The 20,306-nt window shown below is 70.8% G+C and carries 25 protein-coding genes, 1 tRNA gene and 1 riboswitch; of the genes, 12 read left to right on the top strand and 14 right to left on the bottom strand.

The genetic code is table 11. The annotated features are described in order from the left end of the window. Window positions 1-48: 48 nt before the first annotated feature. A riboswitch (ZMP/ZTP riboswitch) is annotated at window positions 49-133 on the bottom strand. A 29-nt stretch (window positions 134-162) separates the two neighbouring features. The 4 genes from H2041_RS06320 to H2041_RS06305 all read right to left on the bottom strand — a co-directional run bounded on the left by H2041_RS06320 (window position 163) and on the right by H2041_RS06305 (window position 4,414). Next, window positions 163-1,923 carry a heparinase II/III family protein gene (locus tag H2041_RS06320; RefSeq protein ID WP_293410696.1) on the bottom strand — a complete coding sequence of 587 codons (1,761 nt, stop codon included), beginning with the start codon at window positions 1,921-1,923 and terminating at the stop codon, window positions 163-165. Window positions 1,924-1,935: 12 nt separating this feature from the next. Further along, entirely contained in the window at window positions 1,936-2,598 is a 663-nt protein-coding gene (gene rpe, locus H2041_RS06315; RefSeq protein WP_293410694.1) for a ribulose-phosphate 3-epimerase, read from the bottom strand. A gap of 77 nt (window positions 2,599-2,675) precedes the next feature. Further along, a complete protein-coding gene (locus H2041_RS06310; RefSeq protein ID WP_293410692.1) occupies window positions 2,676-3,959 on the bottom strand; it encodes an RsmB/NOP family class I SAM-dependent RNA methyltransferase in 1,284 nt (427 codons plus the stop codon). 59 nt (window positions 3,960-4,018) lie between these two features. Then, entirely contained in the window at window positions 4,019-4,414 is a 396-nt protein-coding gene (locus H2041_RS06305) for a hypothetical protein (RefSeq protein WP_293410689.1), read from the bottom strand. Window positions 4,415-4,550: 136 nt separating this feature from the next. On the opposite strand from H2041_RS06305, the gene H2041_RS06300 reads away from it, so the two are divergent. Further along, the gene (locus tag H2041_RS06300; protein ID WP_293410687.1) at window positions 4,551-4,751 is read left to right on the top strand and encodes a DUF1674 domain-containing protein; all 201 of its coding nucleotides are present in this window, start codon (window positions 4,551-4,553) and stop codon (window positions 4,749-4,751) included. 92 nt (window positions 4,752-4,843) lie between these two features. Continuing rightward, window positions 4,844-5,548, top strand: a complete 705-nt coding sequence (locus tag H2041_RS06295; RefSeq protein WP_293410684.1) for a hypothetical protein — start codon at window positions 4,844-4,846, stop codon at window positions 5,546-5,548. Between the two features lie 5 nt (window positions 5,549-5,553). On the opposite strand, the gene pyrF is transcribed toward H2041_RS06295, so the two are convergent. Next, on the bottom strand, window positions 5,554-6,276 hold the full coding sequence (gene pyrF, locus H2041_RS06290; protein WP_293410682.1) for an orotidine-5'-phosphate decarboxylase: 723 nt from the start codon (window positions 6,274-6,276) through the stop codon (window positions 5,554-5,556). 81 nt (window positions 6,277-6,357) lie between these two features. Between pyrF and H2041_RS06285 the strand changes: the two genes are divergently transcribed. After that, on the top strand, window positions 6,358-7,044 hold the full coding sequence (locus tag H2041_RS06285; RefSeq protein ID WP_293410680.1) for a MarC family protein: 687 nt from the start codon (window positions 6,358-6,360) through the stop codon (window positions 7,042-7,044). Between the two features lie 2 nt (window positions 7,045-7,046). Here the strand turns inward: H2041_RS06285 and H2041_RS06280 are convergent, their stop codons facing one another. Continuing rightward, window positions 7,047-7,847, bottom strand: a complete 801-nt coding sequence (locus tag H2041_RS06280; protein WP_293410678.1) for an SDR family oxidoreductase — start codon at window positions 7,845-7,847, stop codon at window positions 7,047-7,049. Window positions 7,848-7,856: 9 nt separating this feature from the next. Next, on the bottom strand, window positions 7,857-8,282 hold the full coding sequence (locus H2041_RS06275) for an Rrf2 family transcriptional regulator (protein ID WP_293410676.1): 426 nt from the start codon (window positions 8,280-8,282) through the stop codon (window positions 7,857-7,859). 183 nt (window positions 8,283-8,465) lie between these two features. Between H2041_RS06275 and H2041_RS06270 the strand changes: the two genes are divergently transcribed. The 3 genes from H2041_RS06270 (at window position 8,466) to H2041_RS06260 (ending at window position 12,122) form a co-directional block, all read left to right on the top strand. After that, a complete protein-coding gene (locus H2041_RS06270; protein WP_293410674.1) occupies window positions 8,466-10,382 on the top strand; it encodes a potassium transporter Kup in 1,917 nt (638 codons plus the stop codon). A 64-nt stretch (window positions 10,383-10,446) separates the two neighbouring features. Continuing rightward, a complete protein-coding gene (locus H2041_RS06265; RefSeq protein WP_293410672.1) occupies window positions 10,447-10,809 on the top strand; it encodes a hypothetical protein in 363 nt (120 codons plus the stop codon). Between the two features lie 80 nt (window positions 10,810-10,889). Beyond that, window positions 10,890-12,122, top strand: a complete 1,233-nt coding sequence (locus tag H2041_RS06260; protein WP_293410670.1) for an argininosuccinate synthase — start codon at window positions 10,890-10,892, stop codon at window positions 12,120-12,122. Here H2041_RS06260 and H2041_RS06255 read toward each other — a convergent pair. Next, window positions 12,119-12,325 carry a KTSC domain-containing protein gene (locus H2041_RS06255; protein WP_293410668.1) on the bottom strand — a complete coding sequence of 69 codons (207 nt, stop codon included), beginning with the start codon at window positions 12,323-12,325 and terminating at the stop codon, window positions 12,119-12,121. The genes H2041_RS06260 and H2041_RS06255 overlap by 4 nt on opposite strands. A 136-nt stretch (window positions 12,326-12,461) precedes the next feature. Between H2041_RS06255 and H2041_RS06250 the strand changes: the two genes are divergently transcribed. Continuing rightward, window positions 12,462-12,866 carry an MAPEG family protein gene (locus tag H2041_RS06250; RefSeq protein ID WP_293410666.1) on the top strand — a complete coding sequence of 135 codons (405 nt, stop codon included), beginning with the start codon at window positions 12,462-12,464 and terminating at the stop codon, window positions 12,864-12,866. Between the two features lie 10 nt (window positions 12,867-12,876). Here H2041_RS06250 and H2041_RS06245 read toward each other — a convergent pair whose 3' ends face one another. Beyond that, window positions 12,877-13,647 (bottom strand): sulfite exporter TauE/SafE family protein, encoded by a 771-nt coding sequence (locus H2041_RS06245; RefSeq protein WP_293410664.1) that lies wholly within the window; start codon window positions 13,645-13,647, stop codon window positions 12,877-12,879. Between the two features lie 325 nt (window positions 13,648-13,972). On the opposite strand from H2041_RS06245, the gene H2041_RS06240 reads away from it, so the two are divergent. Further along, window positions 13,973-14,548, top strand: coding sequence for a hypothetical protein (locus H2041_RS06240; protein WP_293410662.1), 576 nt, complete (start codon window positions 13,973-13,975; stop codon window positions 14,546-14,548). Window positions 14,549-14,638: 90 nt separating this feature from the next. Here the strand turns inward: H2041_RS06240 and H2041_RS06235 are convergent, their stop codons facing one another. The 4 genes from H2041_RS06235 to H2041_RS06220 form a co-directional block, all read right to left on the bottom strand. Continuing rightward, entirely contained in the window at window positions 14,639-14,995 is a 357-nt protein-coding gene (locus H2041_RS06235) for a BON domain-containing protein (protein WP_293410660.1), read from the bottom strand. Window positions 14,996-15,064: 69 nt separating this feature from the next. Beyond that, window positions 15,065-15,262 (bottom strand): hypothetical protein, encoded by a 198-nt coding sequence (locus tag H2041_RS06230; protein ID WP_293410658.1) that lies wholly within the window; start codon window positions 15,260-15,262, stop codon window positions 15,065-15,067. A gap of 185 nt (window positions 15,263-15,447) precedes the next feature. Then, window positions 15,448-15,522: transfer RNA gene (locus tag H2041_RS06225), tRNA-Gly, on the bottom strand. An 85-nt stretch (window positions 15,523-15,607) separates the two neighbouring features. Further along, the gene (locus H2041_RS06220; protein WP_293410656.1) at window positions 15,608-16,348 is read right to left on the bottom strand and encodes a DUF6065 family protein; all 741 of its coding nucleotides are present in this window, start codon (window positions 16,346-16,348) and stop codon (window positions 15,608-15,610) included. Window positions 16,349-16,458: 110 nt separating this feature from the next. Here H2041_RS06220 and H2041_RS06215 point away from each other — a divergent pair, with 110 nt between their 5' ends. The 4 genes from H2041_RS06215 to H2041_RS06200 all read left to right on the top strand — a co-directional run bounded on the left by H2041_RS06215 (window position 16,459) and on the right by H2041_RS06200 (window position 18,855). After that, window positions 16,459-16,980: a prolyl-tRNA synthetase associated domain-containing protein gene (locus tag H2041_RS06215; RefSeq protein WP_293410654.1), complete on the top strand. Its 522-nt coding sequence runs from the start codon at window positions 16,459-16,461 to the stop codon at window positions 16,978-16,980. 73 nt (window positions 16,981-17,053) lie between these two features. Then, complete coding sequence (locus H2041_RS06210) at window positions 17,054-17,950, top strand: co-chaperone YbbN (protein ID WP_293410652.1); 897 nt, start codon at window positions 17,054-17,056, stop codon at window positions 17,948-17,950. A 17-nt stretch (window positions 17,951-17,967) separates the two neighbouring features. Continuing rightward, the gene (locus H2041_RS06205; protein WP_293410650.1) at window positions 17,968-18,627 is read left to right on the top strand and encodes an LON peptidase substrate-binding domain-containing protein; all 660 of its coding nucleotides are present in this window, start codon (window positions 17,968-17,970) and stop codon (window positions 18,625-18,627) included. A gap of 24 nt (window positions 18,628-18,651) precedes the next feature. Further along, entirely contained in the window at window positions 18,652-18,855 is a 204-nt protein-coding gene (locus H2041_RS06200; protein ID WP_293410648.1) for a Trm112 family protein, read from the top strand. A gap of 6 nt (window positions 18,856-18,861) precedes the next feature. On the opposite strand, the gene H2041_RS06195 is transcribed toward H2041_RS06200, so the two are convergent. Further along, on the bottom strand, window positions 18,862-20,112 hold the full coding sequence (locus H2041_RS06195; RefSeq protein ID WP_293410646.1) for a UbiH/UbiF/VisC/COQ6 family ubiquinone biosynthesis hydroxylase: 1,251 nt from the start codon (window positions 20,110-20,112) through the stop codon (window positions 18,862-18,864). Between the last annotated feature and the right edge of the window lie 194 nt (window positions 20,113-20,306).

Raw genomic sequence — 20,306 nt, 5'->3', positions numbered from 1 at the left:
GTCGGGGGCGGCGGGCACGGCGGTCTCCTGGCGCAAGGCGGGTCGAGGAAGGCGTGCCCAGGCGAGCGGCGGCTATGGATCCGCGCTCCCCGGTGGTCGCCCACCTTCGAATTCGCCAGTCACGCGGAACAGGCGCGCTCTAGCCCCCGCCCCCGGCGGGAGTCAATGCGGCGCCTCGGCGTTGAGCCGCGGTGGCGGCCAGGGCTCGGCGGCCGCCAGCTTCCAGCGCAGGCGCGCGCCGGTTTCCTGGCGCACCTGGCCGCGCAGGACGATCTGGCTGGTGCGGCGGGCCTGGCCGTCCTGGAAGAAGACGGAGGATTCGATCGAGACCTCGAGCGCGTCGTTGCGCAGCCACCAGCCCGTCTCGTCGCCCTCGGTCTTCAGGAGCACGCTCTTGCCGTCGCGGGCCAGCGAAGCCTTGGCGCCGGGATGGATGTGGAAGCGCGCCACGAAGGGGATGAACTGGCGCCCGGCCTCGCCCTTGGCCAGGCCCTCCACCGGGGTGAAGCGATCCTCGCCGCGCAGTTCGTCGGCGGCGAGATCGAGATAGATCCGCCGCTCATGCCGCAGTCCGAAACGGCGGGCCCAGCCGTCGTGCGACATCTCCAGCCACAGGGCGCCCTCGGCCTGGTGGCGCTTGGCCTCGACCCGGCCATAGGCGTCGATCAGGCGCGGGCCGAGCGCGGCGGCGCGGACGCCCCGCACCGGTTCGCCGCAGGGCAGGTCGCCCAGGGAGGCCGTGGAGGCGGCGTCCACCAGGCGCAGGGCCTCGGGGCCGACGGCGTCCGGCGACCAGCCGCAGTTGGTGATGGCGCGACGGCCCGAGATCAGAATCTCCAGGGCCAGGGGCTGGGCGCAGGCGGTCACGCTCCAGGGGCCGGGCGCGGGCGCGGCGGCGTCGGCGACGACCTGCAGGCTGCGGCTCTCCAGCCGGTGATAGCCGTTGCGCGCCGCCGGCAGGGTGCGCGCGCCGTCGGTCTCCGTGGCCCGGGCCGCCGCCACATAGGCCGGGCGGCGCGACTCGCCGCCCTGGAAGACGGGCAGGGCGCCGTCGGCCAGGGTGAAGAAGCGCACGGCGCCGGTCAGGCGATCGATGGCCCGCATCATCTCGTCGGGCGGCGCGAGCCCGCGCTGCACCAGCGCCCCGTCCAGGGTCTGCAGGTCGAGGAGCAGCTCCAGCGCCGCCTCCGGCGAGCGGGAGGCGTGGCCCCCGTCGGGCGAGACCGTGCGGGGCAGGGCGCGGGACAAGCGGTCGAGCGCCCGCCTCGTCAGCTGTTCGCCCGCCTCGCCGGCCAGGACAGCGCCGGCGAGCGCTGCGGCGCCGGCGCGCTCGGCGGCGCGGACCGGACCGTCGATCGTCGAGAGCAGCTGGCGCGCCTGACGGGCGAGGTCGAGCGACAGCTGTCCCGTCTCGGCGTCCGAGGCCCGGGCGCAGAGCGTCGGCGCGGCGCAGGCCAGGTTGAACACCCGGCGCTCCAGCACCTCCGGATCCCAGGAGAAGCCGTTCCACCGGCCGAAGACCCGGCGCCACGCCAGGGACAGGCGCAGCCCCTCGCTCGCCCCGTCTTCGCCCAGCGCCAGAAGATCCCGCATCCAGCCGAAGCGGTGCAGGGCGGTCGCAAAGCGGCGGCTGGGATTGGGCCGGTCCCACGGGTCCGCATGGGGACCGGCGTGCAGGGTCGCCCCGGCGAAGGTGAAGTCCCCCAGCAGGATCCGGCGTCCGTTCTCAGGGCGACCCGGCCGCAGGTCCGGCGGCCCCGGCATAAAGCCCTCGGGCCGCGGATGGGCGAGCATCCAGCGATGCAGGGGGGATCCCGCCCACTCGCGCTGCAGCTGCCGGCGCGCCCCGACCGCCACCGCGAGCGCCGCCACCTGGCCCGGGATGCGGCCCAGGTTCGGCGTCGGCGTGGATTGTCCGGCCACGCCGCCCCCCGCCTATTCGCCCCGAAGGGCGGCGATGTTGGCGGCGTAGGCCTCTGGCCCGCCCTTGAACACCGCCGTGCCGGCCACGAGCGCGGTGGCCCCGGCCTCGATGCAGAGCGGCGCCGTTTCCGGCGTGACGCCGCCATCGACTTCCAGGTGGATGTCGCGGCCCGTGGCGTCGATCATCTCGCGCAGCTTGCGGATCTTGGCGAGCTGGGAGTGCATGAACTTCTGGCCGCCGAAGCCCGGATTGACGGACATGACCAGGATCAGGTCGACCTGATCCATGATCGACTCGATCGCCGCGGGCGAGGTGGAGGGGTTGAACACCACTCCGGCCTTGCAGCCCAGGCTGCGGATCAGCTGCAGGGTTCGGCTCAGATGGGGTCCGGCCTCGGGGTGGACGCTGATCAGGTCGGCGCCGGCCTTGGCGAAGGCCTCGATGTAGGGATCGGCCGGGGCGATCATCAGGTGGACGTCGAAGGGGATCGCCGCGTGCGGCTTCAGCGCCTTCACCACATCCGGTCCGATGGTGATGTTCGGCACGAAGTGGCCGTCCATCACGTCGATATGCACCCAGTCGGCCCCCGCCGCCTCGATGGCGCGGCATTCCTCGCCCAGGCGGGCGAAGTCGGAGGCCAGGATGGAGGGGGCGATGATGGGGCGAACGGTCATCGCCTGGACTTAGCGCAAGCCGCGCAAAGACCACAAGGACCGCGGCGGGGCCGCCCGCCGCGCCGCGACGATCCGGCTCAACCCTGACGCAGGAAACGGGCGATGTAGAAGCCGTCGGTTCCGCCTTCCAGATGGAAGGGCAGGATGCGCAGCGCGCCGTCGGGCCGCAGGCTCGCCTCCGGCGCCCCGCCTTCGCCCGGCCTCATCGGCTCCAGCACGAAATCCCTTCGCCGCGCCAGGAAGGCGGCGGTCTGGGCCTCGCCCTCCTCGGGCTCCAGGCTGCACACGCAGTAGACCAGCCGCCCGTGCGCGGCGACGAGGTCGGCGGCGGCGTCCAGCAGCCGGGTCTGCACCCCCGCCAGGCTGGCGATGTCGCCGGGCCGCGCCGCCCACAGCACGTCGGGATGCCGCCGGAAGGTGCCGGTGGCCGAGCAGGGCGCGTCCAGAAGGACCGAGTCGTAGGCGCCTTCGCCCTTCCACGCCCCGGCGTCCGCCGCCACCGCGCTCACCTCCAGCCCCATTCGCCCGAAATTCGCCTTGAGCCGCTTCAAGCGGTCGGCCGATCGATCGACGGCGGTGACCGCTGCGCCGGCGGCGGCCAGCTGCAGGCTCTTGCCGCCCGGCGCCGCGCAGAGGTCGGCCACGCGCTGGCCCGGGCCAGGCTCCAGAAGACGGGCGGGGACCGCCGCAGAGGCGTCCTGCACCCACCACGCCCCGGTCTCGAAGCCGGGCCAGGCCGACAGGTCGCCGCGGCGTGCGGTGCGCAGGGTCCCGCCGGGGAGGATCTCGGCCTCGAGCGCCTCGGCGAGCTCGGCCGCCAGTTCGGGGGATCGCAGCGTCAGGTCGGCGGCCGGCTCCTCGGCGATGACGGCGGCGATCCGGCGGGCGGCCTCCGCGCCATAGGCGGCGCGCCAGCGGGCCAGCAGCCACGGCGGCGCCAGGGCTTCCGGATCATCGAGCTTCGGCGGCTCGCGCAGCAGGCCGCGCAGGACGGCGTTGACCAGGCCCTTGAAGGGCCGCGACTCCCGGCCGGCGCCGGCGAGGTCGACGCTGGTCGCCACGGCGGCGAAGGCCGGAACCTCCATCAGAAAGGCCTGCGCCGCGCCCAGGCGCAGAATATTGCGCACCCGCTCCGGCGGCGGCTTGGAGAGGCGTGCGTCCAGCGCCTTGTCGATGGGCCCCAGATGGCGAAGCGTCGCCATGACCAGGGCGCGGGCGAAGGCGCGGTCGCGGGTCTCAAGCGCCCCGAAGGCCGGGGCGGCGATCGCCTCGTCCAGGCCCGAACGGCGGGCGAGCGCGGCCGAGAGGATGTCGAGGGCGGCGGCCCGGGCGGGCAGGCCGATATCTGTGCGGTCGTTCACGGGCCCGCAGGTGCCCGCTCCGCCGCCCTCAGGCAAGCGCTATCGACGCGGGGCGCCGGTCAGGCCGCGCCGATCGTCGGCCGCTTCAGGGCGACCATGAAGATCGAGACGGCGAACAGCGCCATGCCCGCCACCATCAGCAGCTCGCCCACCGCCATGGCCGGCAGCACCCGGGTGTCGCCCAGGAGCAGCATGGCGAGGAGCGGCAGGGAGAGGATGTTGCCGAGGTTGGACACCCCGAAATTCACCCAGCCCAGGCGCTGGGGCGCGCGGTCGCCGGCCAGGCCGTAGAAGGCGCCCATCAGGGCCAGGCTCGCCCAGCCGAGCAGGTTGATGTGGGCGTGGACCGGCGAGAGCGTGTGGTCGCCCGACGCCCCCATCCAGATGCCCAGGCACATGCCGACGAGCGCATAGAGCACCGCGGCGCCGAAGAAGGCGGTGGAAAGTCTGTTCATTGTTAACCCCAGGTCTCGATGCCACGCAGCGAGAACCTCCCCAGGCGCTCGCCTCCTGCGTGTTTGCGCGCGATAGAACCCGGTTCAGCGAACGCCGCAAGTGGCGCCGTGGCGCTGGGCGCCTTAAATCTTCTTCATGAGCCAGAATCCGCCGCCCAACGCCGCGCCCGACAAGGCGCTGAGTCCCGCCGCCCGACGCGCCCTGGAGGAAGCCGAGGCCCGCCGCGTCGCCGAGGCCGCCGCACAGGCCAAGGCCGCCGAGCTGGGCGGTCCCGCCGGCCCGGAACCGACGCGGTTCGGCGACTGGGAGCGCAAGGGCATCGCCGTCGACTTCTGATCCGGCGGCCAAGCTCGCCCACGGCTTGCAACCGCTGGCCGCGGCCGGTTCTCGCGCGTTAGCGTTCCGTTAAGATTTGTACGGAGCGTTCCATGTCCTGGCGTCTGCGCCTGCCGGCCGGTTTCGGTCTCGCCCTGCTTCTCGGCGGCGTGGCTGCGGCCTGCCCCTCGTCCAATCCCTGCGCCAGCTACGGCGGCGGCTACTATGACGCCTACGGCGCCGATGCGAGCTACCAGGCCTACAAGCGCGGCTACGGCTACAGCTACGGCTACAGCTACGGCTACGAGCAGGCCTATGTGAGCGACGGCCGGGGGTCGTACGGCTACAGCCAGGAATACGGGCCCTACGGCTACAGCTACGGCCACCCGCCCGGCGGGGCGCCGCAGCCGGCCTATCCGCCGCCCGGCTACGGCGATCCTTATCCGCCGCCGACCTACGGCCCGCCGCCGACCCACCATCCGCCGCCGTCCTACCCGCCGCCCTATGCGGGCGGGTGCTGCGCGCCCTGCTACGACCCTTGCGGCTATCGCGGCGAGGTCCTGCCAATGAGCTTCTTCGCCGATGCGGGCGGCGTGGGGCCGATCCCGATGGGCGGCTATGGCGGGGGCGGCGCGGTCTTTGTCGGCGGCGGGAGCGGCGCTTCGGCGAGCGCCTCGGCCAGCGCCCACGCTTCAGCCCAGGTCGCCGCCTCCATCGCCTTCCGCGGCGGCTACAAGGGCGGCGGACATGGCGGGGGCAAGGGCGGTCACTGGGGCGGCCACGGCGGCGGCCACCACGGCGGCGGCAAGGGCCACTAGGCCTCTCAGGCGCCCGCCATCTCCTCGACGATCCGCCGGGCCGCGGCGCGGGGATCGTTGGCCGCCGTCACCGGCCGGCCGCAGACGATGTGGGAGGCCCCCGCCGCGAGCGCCTCGCGCGGGGTCGCCACCCGGGCCTGGTCGTTCTTCGCCGACCAGTCCGGCCGCACGCCCGGCGTCACCACCAGGAAGTCCTTGCCGCCGAGCTTGCGCGCCAGTTCGGCCTCGTGCGGGCTGGCGACGACGCCGTCGCAGCCGGCGTGGATCGCCTGGTGTATCCGCCGTTCCACCAGGGCGCGGGCGCTCTCCGCATAGCCGATCTCGCGCAGGTCCTCCTCCGACAGGCTGGTGAGGACGGTGACCGCCAGGATCTTCAGTCCCGATCGCCCGCGACCGCGGACGGCGGAGGCCATCACCTGGGGCTCCCCGTGCACGGTCAGGAAGTCGCAGCCCGACTCGGCGAGCGCCGCGGCCGCCCGCTGAACCGTGGTGCCGATGTCGTGCAGCTTCCAGTCGAGGAAGACCTGCTTGCCCTGCGCCTTCAGCTCGCGCGCCAGGGGCATGCCGTCGGTGGCGAACAGTTCCAGCCCCACCTTGTAGAAGCTGACCGCATCGCCGATCGCCTCCACCATCCGGCGGGCCTCGTCGCCCGTGGGCAGATCCAGAGGCACGATCAGGCGGGGATCGGCGGCCTGCAGCGCAGGCGAGGGGGCGGCGACGGCGGTCATGGCGCAGGCTCCGGGCAGGGGCGGGCGCGTCTCCGCACGCAGGAGATCGCCGCCGGTTCGATTTTGGGCTAGGAGCGCTGCATGAGCCAAGCCGAGTTCGCGGTCAACTTCTTCGTCGCCCTCTTCGCCCTGATCGACCCGATCGGCAACGTGCCCCTGTTCGGCGCCGCGACCCAGGGTTCGAAGGGCCGCGATGCGCGCCTGGTGGCCCTGTACATCGCCCTGTTCATCCTCGGCTTCCTGACCTTCTTCTATTTCTCGGGCCTGTCGCTGCTGGCCTTCTTCGGCATCTCCCTGCCGGCCTTCCGCATCGCCGGCGGGGTGATCCTCTTCCTGCTCGGGCTTGAGATGGCCCGCGACGACTTCACCGCCACCTTCGCCGCCATGGCCGAGGGCGACGACAATCCCCGCGGCCGGGCGGGCCGCAAGTTCGAGCGGCTGATCGTGCCCTTCGCCATGCCTCTGCTCATCGGGCCGGGCGCCATCTCCTCGGTGGTGATCTACGCCAGCGAGGCCAAGGCCTTCGGCCTCGCCGGCGCGGCGATCGGCGTGGGCGTGATCGGGGCCATCTCGCTGGTCGTCATGCTCTGCTTCTGGGCCGCGCCGGTGATCACCAAGATCCTCGGCCGCATCGGCATGACCATCGTCGTGCGGGTGCTGGGCCTGATCCTCTGCGCCATGGCGGTGCAGTTCGTCCTGGTGGGCGTCGCCGACGCCACCAGCGGCGTCATCCTCAACGAGGCGGCCAACCCCTACGTCTCGGAATAGGCCTAGCGGCTCCGCGCCCGCCAGCCTTCCGACGCCATCAGCGCCATGATCGCCTCGTCGGGAACGAGCTTGGCGAGCGCGGCGGCGATCCTGTTCGGCGCGCCGGGGACGGCCACCGCACGGTTGGCCTCCACCGCCCGCCAGCCGGCGACGGCCACGGCTTCGGCCTCCATCCACAGCCAGCGCGGCGTGCCGGCCGACAGCCTGTCCCGCGTGCCGTTCACGTCGTGGAACTCCGACCAGGTGAGGCCGGGGCACAGCGCGCTCACATGCACGCCGGTCCCGCGCGTCTCCTGGTGCAGGCTCTGGGAGAAGCGGACCATGAAGCTCTTCACCGGCCCGTAGAGCGTGTGTCCGGCCCCGCCGGGCGTCAGCCCGGCGACCGAGGCGACGTTGACGATGCGGCCGAAGCCGCGGTCGATCATGCCCGGCAGGAGCCGGTGGGCCAGCTCGCAGGGGCCGTTCAGCATCACCTGCAGGACGGCGGCCTGGTCCTCCCAGGCGCTCTGGGCGAAGTCGCCCGGCAGGCCGTAGCCGGCGTTGTTGATCAGGGCGTCGACGGGACGCCCCTCGCGCGTCAGCCACTCCGCCAGGGCGGCGGGCGTCGCCGCCTCGGCCATGTCGGCGCAGAAGACGAGGGCGCAGGCGTCGTGCCGGGCGCGCAGTTCGGCCGCGAGGGCCTCGAGGCGATCGCCCCGACGGGCGGTCAGCGCCAGATCGTAGCCCTGCGCCGCAAGGACGTGGGCGAAGGCCATCCCGATGCCCGCCGAAGCGCCGGTCACCAGGGCGAGTCGGCGATCCATGCGAAGACCTTACCCTCCCTCGGCGGGCAGCAGGTCGGCGACCGTGAAGTCGCCCAGGCGCTCGGCGGCGGCCTGGTCGGCCGCGGCGATGGCCGCGCCCACCGCCTGGGGCGCGGAGGCCGCCACCGGACAACCCTTGGCGCCGGCCGGCGCGGCGCCCAGCCGCGCCACGCCCCCCACGGCCCGCAGCACATCCTGCAGGGTGATCTCGCCGGCCGGACGCAGCAGCCAGGCCCCGCCGCGGGCGCCGGCGCGCGTGCCGACCAGCCGCGCCTGGGCGAGCAGGCCTGTCACCCGCCGTACGACAACGGGATTGGTGGGGATGGAAGCCGCCAGTTCGACGCTGGAGATCGCCCGCTCGGGCCCGAAGGCTTCATAGTGGGCAAGATAGGCGAGCGTGTGGGCAGCCACCGGAAAACGCTGGTTGTCCGACATGACGCGGTGGAACCTAGGCCGGTCGACCGGCGCTGATCAAGCCGCCGGCTGCGGTGGTCGCAGACGTCGCTGCGATTGAACCTTCGCCGGAATGGGTGTATCGCGCCCGCCGCATCGTCGGGGGGCCCAGTCGCCCCTGTCAAAGGGACCGGGTCTTGCGCCCAGGGTTCCCGGAGAGTCTGGATGAGTGAGCCGACCACATCGGCCGCCGAGACGCATGAAGACGCGTCTCACGCTAAATCAGAGGGCTTCTGGGCCCTCGCCCTGGGTTCGGTGGGCGTCGTCTTCGGAGACATCGGCACCAGTCCCCTCTACGCCATGCGAGAGGCGCTGGCCCACTCGCGCAGCGGCGGCACCGAGGAGCTGGCCGTCTTCGGCGTGGTCTCCCTGGTCACCTGGGCGCTGATCCTGATCGTCACGCTCAAGTACGTGATCTTCCTGCTGCAGGCCGACAACAAGGGCGAAGGCGGCACGCTGGCGCTCATGGCGCTCGCCCGCCGCTCGCTGGGGCGGCGGTCCGGCGCGGTCTTCTTCCTGGGGATGATCGGCGCGGCCCTCTTCTACTCGGACGGCATCATCACCCCGGCGCTGTCGGTGCTCTCTGCGGTGGAGGGTCTGAAGGTGGCGCCTGGACTCGGCTCGGCGCTCACACCGTTCGTGCTTCCGGTCTCGGCCGGGATTCTGATCGCGCTCTTCATGGTGCAGTCGCGCGGCACCGCCAGCATGGCGAAGTTCTTTGGACCCATCACCGTGCTGTGGTTCCTGACGCTGGCGGGCCTGGGCGTCTTCCACATCTTCGACGACCCGCGCATCCTCATCGGCCTTTCGCCGCACTACGGCGTGCTCTTCCTGCTCGACAACGGCTTCCTCGGCTTCGTCATCCTGGGCAGCGTGTTCCTCGCCGTCACCGGGGCCGAAGCCCTCTATGCGGACATGGGCCACTTCGGCAAAGGCCCGATCCGCGCCGCCTGGGCCGGTCTCGTCCTGCCCGCGCTGCTGCTCAACTATCTGGGGCAGGGCGCGCTGGTGCTCGCCAATCCCGAGGCGCGGCTGAACCCCTTCTACGAGATGGTCCCGGAGGTCGCCTTCTGGCCCGTCCTCGTCCTGGCGACCGCCGCCACGGTGATCGCCAGCCAGGCCGTGATCTCCGGCGCCTTTTCGGTCACCCAGCAGGCCGTGCAGCTGGGCCTCCTGCCGCGGATCGACATCCGCCGCACCAGCGAGACCCTGGCCGGCCAGATCTACGTGCCGCAGGTCAACATGCTGCTGCTGGCGGGCGTTCTGGCGCTGCTGGCCATGTTCCAGAACTCCTCAAACCTCGCCGCCGCCTACGGCATCGCCGTGACCGGCTCGATGTTCGTCGACACCCTGCTGTTCTTCGTCATCATCGGCGCGCTCTGGAAGCGGCCCTGGTGGCAGGCGGCTCTGGCCGCGGGCTTCTTCGCCGTGATCGACCTGACCTTCGTCTCGTCGAACCTGCTGAAGATTCCCCAGGGCGCCTGGTTCCCTCTGGTCCTCGGCGGCGCCCTGGTCATCATCATGTGGACCTGGACCCGCGGCGCCCAGATTCTCACCGACAAGACCCGCCGCGACAGCGTGCAGCTCACCGAGCTGACCGAAATCCTGAAGGCGCGCGCGCCGCACCGGGCGCCGGGCACGGCCATCTTCCTGACCTCCGATCCCGACGTCGCCCCCGTGGCGCTCATGCACAACCTCAAGCACAACAAGGTGCTGCACGAGAAGAACGTCATCCTCACGGTGAAGACGACCGAAACGCCGCGGGTGAAGGACGAGGACCGCATCAAGATCGAGCCGGTCAACGAGGACTTCAAAAAGGTCACCGTCGCCTACGGCTTCATGGAAAGCCCCAACCTGCCCAAGGCGCTGGGCCTGTGCCGCAAGCTCGGCCTGAAGTTCGACATCATGGCCACCAGCTTCTTCCTCGGCCGCCGCTCCGTGGTGCCGGCCGCGCAGTCGGGCATGCCGCTGTGGCAGGACCGGCTGTTCATCTACCTGATGCGCAACGCCGCCAATCCGACCGACTTCTTCAAGATCCCGCCCGGCCGCGTGGTGGAGCTCGGCACCCAGGTCACCGTCTGAGGCGGCCTGGACATCCGCCCGGGCTTCGGTCCATGGGTGTGGCGCGGACGGCGGGGAGAGGCTCATGAACTGGCTCGGCATATTCGGCGACGCGCTGTGGATCATCGCGCTCTCCATGATGGCCGGCGGCGCCCGCGAGGCCTGGCGGCGCATGGACGCCGAGACCCGCGTCCCCATGCAGTTCTCGCGCGAGGGCAAGCCCGTCTGGCGGCTGAAGCGAAACGTCGCCCTGCTGTCCGTGCCGCTGTTCGCCCTGGCCGTGGGGCTGTTCCTGGGCGCGCAGAGCCGCTCGATCCCCGCGGGCCCGGACATGCTGGTCCTGTTCGGCGTGCGGGCCACGCTCGCGGCCGTCTTCACGCTCGTCCACATGCGGTGGCTCAGCGCCGCCATGGCGCAGCTTTCCGAGGAAGGCGCGCTTAGGTCTTGAACCACAGCCGCGTTCGCCCTTAAACGCGCGCGGTCCCGTGACCGAACCCTGTCGCCTCCAGCGTGAAAGAGCCGCCGCCCATGGCCGCCGACAAGCCGATCAAGAAAGTCGTCCTCGCCTATTCCGGCGGCCTGGACACCTCGATCATCCTCAAGTGGCTGCAGACCGAGTACGGGGCGGAGGTCGTCACCTTCACCGCCGACCTCGGCCAGGGCGAGGAGCTGTCGCCGGCGCGCGAGAAGGCGCTGATGCTGGGCATCAAGCCCGAGAACATCTTCATCGAGGACCTGCGCGAGGAATTCGTCCGCGACTACGTCTTCCCGATGTTCCGGGCCAATACGGTCTATGAGGGGCAGTACCTGCTCGGCACCTCCATCGCCCGGCCCCTGATCGCCAAGACCCAGATCGACATCGCGCGCAAGGTCGGCGCCGACGCCGTCTGTCACGGCGCCACGGGCAAGGGGAACGACCAGGTCCGCTTCGAGCTCGGCTACTACGCGCTGGAGCCCGACATCCACGTGATCGCGCCCTGGCGGGAGTGGGAGTTCAAGAGCCGCGAGCGCCTGCTCGAGTTCGCCGAACAGCACCAGATCCCGATCGCCAAGGACAAGCGCGGCGAAAGCCCGTTCAGCGTCGACGCCAACCTGCTGCACTCCTCCTCCGAGGGGAAGGTGCTGGAGGATCCGGCCGTCGAGGCGCCGGAGTTCGTCCACATGCGCACCATCTCGCCCGAGGATGCGCCGGACAAGCCGACCGTCATCACCATCGACTTCGAGCGCGGCGATCCCGTGGCCGTCGACGGCGAGAAGATGAGTCCGGCCACCCTGCTGACCCGGCTGAACCAGCTCGGCCACGACAACGGCATCGGCCGTCTGGACCTGGTGGAGAACCGCTTCGTCGGCATGAAGTCGCGCGGCGTCTACGAGACGCCCGGCGGGACCATCCTGCTCGCCGCCCACCGGGGCATGGAGTCCATCACGCTGGACCGCGGCGCCATGCACCTGAAGGACGAGCTGATGCCCCGCTATGCGGAGCTGATCTACAACGGCTTCTGGTTCGCGCCGGAGCGGGAGATGCTGCAGGCGGCCATCGACCACAGCCAGGGTCCGGTGACGGGCCAGGTGCGGGTCAAGCTCTACAAGGGCAATGTCACCGTCATCGGCCGGACCAGCCCCTACTCGCTCTACGACCAGGAGCTCGTCACCTTCGAAGAAGGCAAGGTGGCCTACGACCACCGCGACGCCGCCGGTTTCATCAAGCTCAACGCCCTGCGCCTGCGGGTGCAGGCCAAGCGGGACCGCCGCGCGCCCTAAGCCTCCAGGCGGTTGTAGGGGTACCTGTCGCAGATCCGGTCGGCGAAGAAGCCGGCGCGGGACTCCGCGTCCAGAAACGACCGGTGCACCTCGCCTGGGACGCCCACATAGACGTAGGCGTCCCCGCCCGCGAAGCGGACCATCAGCTTTGCGCGATCGGCGTCGTAGGCGATGTCCTCGATATCGGCCGTCGGGGTCAGCATGGCCTGGTCTCCTGCGGGAGCTCCGTCCTCAGGCGTAAACAAGGCCGACCCGGCGAATGGTTCCCGCACGTTGCGGCGCGTGCCACTCTGGTCTCGCCACGGCGCAGCTTGCGCCGGGCCCGAGGAGAGAAAGTCCATGTCGCCGCACAGCTGGGTTGCGATCGTCACCATCGCCGCCGTTCTCGTCTATGTCTGGATGGGGCTCCGCGTCGCCGGGGCCCGCCGAAAGAGCGGCGTCGCCGCTCCGGCCATGACCGGCGATCCGATTCTCGAGCGCCACATCCGGGTGCAGGCGAACACGCTCGAATGGCTGCCCGTCTTCCTGGTCGGGCTGTGGCTCTTCGCGCTCTACTGGAACGACCTCGTGGCCGCCGCCCTGGGCGTGGTGTGGATCGTCGGGCGCGTCCTCTACGCCCTCGGCTATGTGGCCGACCCGGCCAAGCGGGAGCTGGGCTTCGTCGTGCAGGCGCTCGCGGCCGCCGTCCTGCTGTTCGGCGCGCTGGGGCGCGTCATCTGGATTTTGGTCACGGTCGGGGCCTAGGGGCCGCGCCTCAGAGGAACAGCACCCAGGCCTGCCAGGCGGCGAGGCCGGTCACCAGCACGCCGACGATCCAGGTGAGCGCCCGCAGGGGCAGGACCTTGGTCATCCATCCGGCGATGGGGGCGGCCACGATGCCGCCGGCGATCAGGCCGAGCACCGAGGAGACGTGCTCGCGCAGGCCCTCCGTCTCCCAATGGCCGGAAAGCAGCGAGGCCAGGAAGGCCGCCGAGATGGCCGAGGCGACGAAGAACTCGGCCGCATTGGTTGTGCCGATCGCCTGGCGCGGGTCGGCGCCGGAGCCCATCAGGGTTGAGGTGACCACCGGCCCCCATCCGCCGCCGCCCACGGAATCGAAGAAGCCGCCCACGAAGCCGAGCGGCAGCGGGCTCTTCCACGAAAAGGGCTTGGGGCGGACGCCCTTCCAGGCGCGGTAGAGGATGACGAGGCCCATCAGGCCAAGCCAGGTGACCACGAAGGGCTTGATCAGGTCGCCGTCGATGGAGGTCAGCACATAGGTGCCGATCACGCCGCCGACGATGCCGCCGGCGGAGAGCAGGCCGAGCAGCTTCCAGCCGATGTTCTTGTGCACCACGTGGGACAGGGCCGAGGCGGCCCCGGTGAAGACCTTCGCGGCGTGCACGCTGGCCGAGGCGTTGGCGGGCGAGACGCCCATGGCCAGCAGGCTGGTGGTCGAGACGACGCCATAGGCCATCCCCAGCGCGCCATCGACCAGCTGGGCGGCGAACCCCACCGCCGCAAACACGAAGAAGTCCGAATCCATTTCGCCCCCAGGGTTCGCGGCTTCCGCCCCGCAGAGACTTACCCACTGTCTCAATAGGAATTAAGTGAAATCTATACGGCTCTCGCCTGCACGTCGCGGGCCAAGGCGCCCGTCCTGGCGCGGGGAGGTGCGGGGGCGCGAACAAATTGGGCGCACGGGGAGCCCGCCGCCCAATCCGCGCGCCGCGCGGACTTGTGATCCCTCAGCGGCCGAATGTCGCTTGCCCCTGCGCTTTGCGCAGGCGCGGCAACCACAATTGCGTCAAGGTGTTGTCCGAAGATGTCCCAGAGCGTTCGGGGGGCGTTCTAAAAGGAACGAGCGAACTATGAAGTCACTGACGGGTCGGGTGGCGGCCCTCGCCCTGGTGGCCGGTCTCAGCGCCTGCGCCACCGCCACGCCTTACCAGCCGAACCTGCCGGGCTCGGCGGTGTCGGGCGGCTATTCGGAGATGCGGATCGAGCCGGACCGCTGGCGCGTCACCTTCTCCGGCAACAGCCTGACCTCGCGGGAGACGGTGGAGGGCTATCTGCTCTATCGCGCCGCGGAACTGACGCTGCAGCAGGGCTTCGACGGCTTCTCCATCGTCATGCGCGCCACCGACCGTGACGCCCGCACCTATGTGGAGCCCGATCCCTTCTACAATCCGTGGTACGGCCCCCGCTACACCTACTGGCGGCCGTACTGGCGCTACTATTCGCCCTATGGCTGGCGCACCTGGGACCCGTTCTGGGGCGATCCCTTCTGGGCCGATCGCGTCGATGTGCGGACGGTCGAGAAGTTCGAGGCCAGCGCCGAGATCGTCATGTACCGCGGCGCCCGTCCGGCCGGCGATCCGAACGCCTTCGATGCGCGCGCGGTGCTCCACAATCTGGGCCCGCGGGTGGTGCGGCCGCAGCCCTAGGGCCGCGGCGGCGCAAGGCGCGGCGAAAAGGGCGGGTCCTCGCGGGCCCGCCCTTCCTCGTTTCCCCGATCTTCGTCTCGCCGAGCCGCCTCAGGCCTGGCTGACGTCCATGCCGAGGGTGGGACCGAGCCCGTCGGCGTCGCGGCTCCGCACGCTCAGCCCATTGCGCACCTGGCCGACGCCGCGGGTGCGCTGGGCCAGAATCTCGGCGCGCAGCTTGTCGTCGACCTCGTCGACTTCGCCGCTGAGGATCACATCGCCGTTCTCGACCCTGACCTCGACGCCGCTGGCGTCGAGATAGTCGTCGTGCATGAGGGCCTCGCTCAGGTCCTCGCGGATGTCCTCGTCGCCCCGTCGCCCGGTCCGGGGGCCGCGGCCCGCATGGGGGCCGCCCCAGGATTCGGAGTTGAAACGGCGGGGATCCAGTTGTCGGTCGTCCAGCGCCATGGAGCTCTCCTCTCGTTTCTCGGGTGGCGCCGACGCTGCCTGCAGCGCCGGCCGGGCCTCACCTGGCGATCAGGTGATGTGCTTGGGCGCGATCGGGTCGCTGGCGGGGAAGGTCTCCTCCACCGCCTCGTCGACGATGGCCTCCTGCCGGGTCTCGGCCTTGCGCTCGTCCCTGTTCAGCTGGTCGGGCTTCTGGCCGTCCTTCAGCGGTTCAGCCGGGCGTGAGCTGGGGGCGTTCGGATCGCAGTCATCTCGCGTCTGGGTCATGGTCGGCCTCCGTACCTCTTCGATCTCCGCTCGCCGGCCGCGGCGGACGGCGAGCCTTGGAGAGAAAAGGCGTCAGGCCGGCTCTTGGTTGCAGGCGGTGATGGCGGGAAGGGCGTCTCCGGAAACGAGAAAGGGCCGGGAAACCCCGGCCCCTTATCCGTTCCGATCCTCCGCAAGGGGAGGAATGGAGCGGGCGATGAGATTCGAACTCACGACCCCAACCTTGGCAAGGTTGTGCTCTACCCCTGAGCTACGCCCGCGTTCTTCGAAGCCGACCCGTCTGGCCGCCCCCGAAAATCGAGAGCGGGCTTATGGCAGACCGATCCGGCCTTGGCAAGCGGCCTCTCAGCCAAATTTTGGGGCTTTCAGCCGGCGCTTGTTCACGTGGTCCTTCGGGGCCTCCGCGACCTCCTCCGGGAACTCGCCGCGGAAGTAGTAGCGCTGCCAGGCTTCCTTGGTCGCCTGGGGGTCGGCGCGGAAGATCCGGGCGTTGAACTCGCTGCGATGCTTCTCCCAGGTGTCGTACTGATTGCGCAGTTCGGGGTTGGACGACAGGGCCCGGATGACCGGCTGCACCTGGGCCAGCGGCTTGTCCTGCACCAGGGTGATGAAGCAGAAGGGTTCGCCCTTGCGGAAGTGCACCTTGCCCGGCCGCGTGAAGATCCAGTTCATCGTGAAGGGGAAGGGCAGCCAGTCGGTCTCCACCAGGCCCGAGAGCGGCTGGATGCCGTCCTTGACGTGGTTGGGCGGGCCCTGGGCGATCATCGACCAGCCGGGCGGCGTGCGGAACAGATAGCCCGGGTGGAAGGTCACCACGCCGTGGCTGAAATGGGACTTGGCGAAATTGTGGAAGTCCGGATGGGGGTTGTCCGGCTTCAGGATGATGTCCTCCTGGAAGAGACCTCCGTTCCACTCCGCGGTGAAGCTCATCGGGCAGAGGATCTCCCAGCCCGTCGTATTGGCCATGGTCAGCGGCAGGCAGCGATAGGGGTGCCGTTCGGCGAAGCTCTCCATCCAGGCGCGCTGCGGGCGGCCCGGAACGATCTCCGGCGGCCGTTCGGCTGTGGGGTAGCACTCGAGCTCCATGGGCGTTCCAACCTCTGACTGGCGACCGGACGGGTCCTGCGACTGGTCTAGCCAGGGCCAGCGGCGCTCGTCCAGTTCCGCAAGCGCGCCGATGCCCTTATGGAGGAGCGATGAAGACCCGCGCCGACCTGCTCGCCTTCCTCGACGCCCACGCCATCGCCCACCGCACCCTCGATCATCCGGCGGTCTTCCGCGTCGGCGAGGGCGAGGCGATCAAGGCCGGCCTGCCTGGCGCCCACACCAAGAACCTGTTCCTGAAGGACGCCAAGGACCGGCTCTGGCTGATCTCGGCGGCCGATCGGACGGCCATCGATCTGAAGCGGCTGCCCCCCGTCATCGGCTCGGCCAGGCTGTCCTTCGGGCGCGAGGAGCTGATGGTCGAGACCCTCGGGGTCACGCCGGGCTCGGTGACCGCCTTCGGCCTGATCAACGACGAGGCGCGGCGGGTCACCTTCGTGCTCGACCGCGTCCTGGCCGAGGCCGAACTCGTCAATTTCCATCCGCTGACCAACACCGCCACCACGGCGGTCGACCGGGCCGGCTTCCGCGCCTTCCTGGCGGCGCTGGGCGTGCGCCCCATCGTCGTGGATTTCGAGGCCATGACCGTGGTCGAGGACGAAACCATTCGTTGAAGGGACCGCGGCATGGGACCATCTTAGGCCCGCCTGCGTTCCGCCCTCTGAGACACCAAGAGACGAGATTCCCATGACCCTCATCGGAGATGCCGCCGCCCCGCCCGTCGGCGACCTGGTCAAGGACGCGACCGACGCCAGCTTCATGGCCGACGTGGTCGAAGCCAGCCGCGAGACGCCGGTCATCGTCGATTTCTGGGCCCCCTGGTGCGGCCCCTGCCGCCAGCTCGGCCCCGCCCTGGAGCGCGCGGTCGCCGCCGCCAAGGGCAAGGTCCGGATGGTCAAGATCGACATCGACCAGAATCCCGCCTTCGCCGGCCAGCTGCGCGTGCAGTCCATTCCCGCCGTCTTCGCCTTCCACGAGGGCCGGCCCGTGGACGGCTTCATGGGCGCCCTGCCGGAGAGCCAGGTGAAGGCCTTTGTCGACAAGCTGGCGGCCATGGCCGGTCCCAGCAGCCTCGACGAGGTGGTCGCCATGGCCAGGGAGGCCCTCGAGGCCGGCGATCTGGCGTCCGCGGCCCAGGCCTTCGCCCAGGTGATCCAGGCCGAACCGGACAATGTGAAGGCGCTGGGCGGGCTCGCCCGCTGCTACCTCGCCGGCGGCGACGCCGAGCGCGCCCGCGAGGTGCTGGCCATGGCGCCGGCCGACGCCAAGGACCCCGATCTGGACAGCGTGCGGGCGGCCCTGAACCTCGCCGCCGAGGCGCCGTCGGAGACCGCCGAGTTCGAACGCCGGCTGGAAGCCGATCCGGACGATCACGAGGCCCGCCTGGCCCTGGCCAAGGCCCTGGCCGGCCGCGGGCGCATGGAGGCGGCGGCCGACCATCTGCTGCACATCATCGAGCGCGACCGGGCCTGGAACGACGAGGCCGCCCGCAAGCAGCTGCTGACCATCTTCGAGGCCGCCGGCCCGGGATCGGAGGTCGCCCGCACCGGTCGCCGGCGCCTGTCGGCCATACTGTTCTCATAGCGGAAAGAGAGGTTCTCATGCCGGGCTACCGGCGCGCGGCCGACCTGCCGCAGGTCATTCCGGTGTTTCCCCTCGACGGGGCGGTGCTGCTGCCCGGCGGCGACCTGCCGCTGCAGATCTTCGAGCCGCGCTATCTGAACATGGTGGACGACGTCATGGCCGGCGACCGCATCATCGGCATGATCCAGACCAAGCCCGGCGGCGAGCGGGCGCGGCCGAACCTCACCGCCGTGGGCTGCGCCGGCCGCATCACCAGCTTCGCCGAAACCTCCGACGGCCGTTATCTGATCACGCTCACCGGCGTCTGCCGTTTCGCCGCCGGCGAGGAGCTGGCCGTGCGTTCGCCTTACCGGCAGATACGGGCCGATTTCGCGCGCTTCGAGGCCGATCTCTCGCCGGAGGACCAGCAGGCGCCGGATCTCGACCGCGAGCGCTTCGCCCGGGCGCTGAAGCGCTATCTCAACCGCCGCGAACTCGACATCGACGACGAGACGGCGATGACCGCGCCGATCGAGCCGCTGGTGACCAGCCTGACCATGGGCCTGCCCTTCGAACCGTCGGAGAAGCAGGCCCTGCTGGAAGCCGCCAGCCTGACCGACCGCGCCGCGGCCCTGACCGCCCTCCTGGAGATCGACGCCCTGGAGGACGACGACGACGCTCCCCATAGCGTCCAGTAGCGCTCTCGATTAAGAGGACGCCCCATGACGAGCGAAACGCCTCCCGCCCTCAGCGCCGAGATCGATCCCCGGCTCCTGGAAATCCTGGTCTGCCCGGTCAGCCACGGGCCGCTGGAATATGACCGCGAGAAGGGCGAACTGATCAGCCGGCAGGCGAAGCTCGCCTATCCGGTGCGCGACGGCGTGCCGATCATGCTGCCCGAGGAAGCGCGCGAACTGGACGCCTGACCGCGCCTACAGCGCCTCGCCGCGCAGCAGCCTCGGCAGGTCGCCGAAAGCGCCGCCGGCCTCCTGCATGAACATCTTCCGCGCCGGCGGGATGCGGTTGACGGCCGCCATGCCGACGCCCCGCGCCAGCCGCAGGACCGGATTGTCGTTCGAGAACAGGTGGACGAAGGCGTCCATGCCCGCGCTCAGCATGGCGGTGTCGAACCGCCGCCAGCGGGCGTAGCGCTCCAGCACGGCTTCGGAGCCGATGTCCTCGCCCAGACGCGCCGCATCGACCAGGGTCTCGGCCAGCGCCGCAGCGCCCTTCAGCCCCAGGTTCAGCCCCTGGCCTGCGATGGGATGGACCCCGTGGGCCGCATCGCCCAGCAGGGCCAGCCGCGGCGCGGTGAACCGTTCGGCCAGTTGCAGCGACAGGGGATAGGAGAAGACCGGTCCGTCCAGCCGCGCCTGGCCGAGGAAGTCGCCGAAGCGGCGCATGAGGTGGGCGTGGAAGACTTCGGGGCGGGCGGCTTTCAGCGTCGCGCCCTTGGCCACGCTTTCGGTCCAGACGAGGCTCGCGCGGTTCTCCGTCAGCGGCAGGATGGCGAAGGGGCCGCCGGGCAGGAAGTATTCGTGCGCCACGCCCTCGTGCGGCCGGTCCAGGCGGACGGTGGCGACCACCCCCACCTGCCGATAGTCCCAGCCGATGGTCCCGACGCCGGCCGCTCGGCGCAGAACCGAGCCGCGGCCCTCGGCGCCGATGGCGAGCGGCGCGCGAAGAACGCGGCCGTCGTCGAGGGTCACCTCGGCGGCGTCCTTGCCGAAGGTCGCGCTCGCCACCCGGGCGGGCGCGAGCACGGGAATGCCGGCCTCGACCACCGCCTGGGAGAGGGCGGCGCGCGTCTGCCGGTTCTCCAGAAGGTAGCCCAGCGGTTCGCCGTCGGAGCGGTCGGCGATCTCGTCGGAATCGAAGCGCAGGTGGAAGGGCAGGGGCGCGGCCGTCGCGGCCCCGGGCGCCCGGCCGTCGGTGACCAGGATCTGCTCGATCCGCTGGGCGTGGGGCGCCAGCGCCTCGCCGACGCCGATCGCCCGCCACTGGCGGAAGGCGGCATAGGCGATGGCCGAGGCCCGGCCGTCGAAGGTGGGGGCGAGCTGCGTCTCGAACGGGGCCGGGTCGATCAGCAGCGGCTTCAGACCGGCGCGCGACAGCGAAAGCGCCAGGGTGGCGCCGGCCATGCCGGCGCCGGCGATGATCACGTCGGGATCGGAACCTTGCATGGGGCGATATGGCGCTTCCGACGCGCTCCCGTCCAGCGGCCAGCGCGATCGCCGGCGAGGATTTCCCCGGCCCGGGCTATTGTTGGACGCGAGAGTCCAGTTTTCGGTTGAACGTGAGGGAAGCCTTCACTATCTGCCGGACATTCTGGACGCTGCAGTCCATTTTTCATTCCGGGCGCGCCTGGCGCCCCGTT

The organism is Phenylobacterium sp. (genome assembly GCF_013911965.1).
GTDB lineage: Bacteria > Pseudomonadota > Alphaproteobacteria > Caulobacterales > Caulobacteraceae > Phenylobacterium.
The sequence above is the reverse complement of the archived record's forward strand: the minus strand, read 5'-3'. Positions and strand labels throughout refer to the sequence as shown.

Coding starts and splice junctions, on each gene's coding strand:
- H2041_RS06285 (WP_293410680.1), top strand. CDS start 6,358: ATGAGCCAAGCCGAGTTCGCGGTCAACTTCTTCGTCGCCCTCTTCGCC.
- rpe (WP_293410694.1), bottom strand. CDS start 2,598: ATGACCGTTCGCCCCATCATCGCCCCCTCCATCCTGGCCTCCGACTTC.
- H2041_RS06245 (WP_293410664.1), bottom strand. CDS start 13,647: ATGGATTCGGACTTCTTCGTGTTTGCGGCGGTGGGGTTCGCCGCCCAG.
- H2041_RS06260 (WP_293410670.1), top strand. CDS start 10,890: ATGGCCGCCGACAAGCCGATCAAGAAAGTCGTCCTCGCCTATTCCGGC.
- H2041_RS06215 (WP_293410654.1), top strand. CDS start 16,459: ATGAAGACCCGCGCCGACCTGCTCGCCTTCCTCGACGCCCACGCCATC.
- H2041_RS06270 (WP_293410674.1), top strand. CDS start 8,466: ATGAGTGAGCCGACCACATCGGCCGCCGAGACGCATGAAGACGCGTCT.
- H2041_RS06255 (WP_293410668.1), bottom strand. CDS start 12,325: ATGCTGACCCCGACGGCCGATATCGAGGACATCGCCTACGACGCCGAT.
- H2041_RS06295 (WP_293410684.1), top strand. CDS start 4,844: ATGTCCTGGCGTCTGCGCCTGCCGGCCGGTTTCGGTCTCGCCCTGCTT.
- H2041_RS06240 (WP_293410662.1), top strand. CDS start 13,973: ATGAAGTCACTGACGGGTCGGGTGGCGGCCCTCGCCCTGGTGGCCGGT.
- pyrF (WP_293410682.1), bottom strand. CDS start 6,276: ATGACCGCCGTCGCCGCCCCCTCGCCTGCGCTGCAGGCCGCCGATCCC.
- H2041_RS06265 (WP_293410672.1), top strand. CDS start 10,447: ATGAACTGGCTCGGCATATTCGGCGACGCGCTGTGGATCATCGCGCTC.
- H2041_RS06220 (WP_293410656.1), bottom strand. CDS start 16,348: ATGGAGCTCGAGTGCTACCCCACAGCCGAACGGCCGCCGGAGATCGTT.
- H2041_RS06210 (WP_293410652.1), top strand. CDS start 17,054: ATGACCCTCATCGGAGATGCCGCCGCCCCGCCCGTCGGCGACCTGGTC.
- H2041_RS06280 (WP_293410678.1), bottom strand. CDS start 7,847: ATGGATCGCCGACTCGCCCTGGTGACCGGCGCTTCGGCGGGCATCGGG.
- H2041_RS06250 (WP_293410666.1), top strand. CDS start 12,462: ATGTCGCCGCACAGCTGGGTTGCGATCGTCACCATCGCCGCCGTTCTC.
- H2041_RS06300 (WP_293410687.1), top strand. CDS start 4,551: ATGAGCCAGAATCCGCCGCCCAACGCCGCGCCCGACAAGGCGCTGAGT.
- H2041_RS06305 (WP_293410689.1), bottom strand. CDS start 4,414: ATGAACAGACTTTCCACCGCCTTCTTCGGCGCCGCGGTGCTCTATGCG.
- H2041_RS06235 (WP_293410660.1), bottom strand. CDS start 14,995: ATGGCGCTGGACGACCGACAACTGGATCCCCGCCGTTTCAACTCCGAA.
- H2041_RS06275 (WP_293410676.1), bottom strand. CDS start 8,282: ATGTCGGACAACCAGCGTTTTCCGGTGGCTGCCCACACGCTCGCCTAT.
- H2041_RS06205 (WP_293410650.1), top strand. CDS start 17,968: ATGCCGGGCTACCGGCGCGCGGCCGACCTGCCGCAGGTCATTCCGGTG.
- H2041_RS06230 (WP_293410658.1), bottom strand. CDS start 15,262: ATGACCCAGACGCGAGATGACTGCGATCCGAACGCCCCCAGCTCACGC.
- H2041_RS06200 (WP_293410648.1), top strand. CDS start 18,652: ATGACGAGCGAAACGCCTCCCGCCCTCAGCGCCGAGATCGATCCCCGG.
- H2041_RS06195 (WP_293410646.1), bottom strand. CDS start 20,112: ATGCAAGGTTCCGATCCCGACGTGATCATCGCCGGCGCCGGCATGGCC.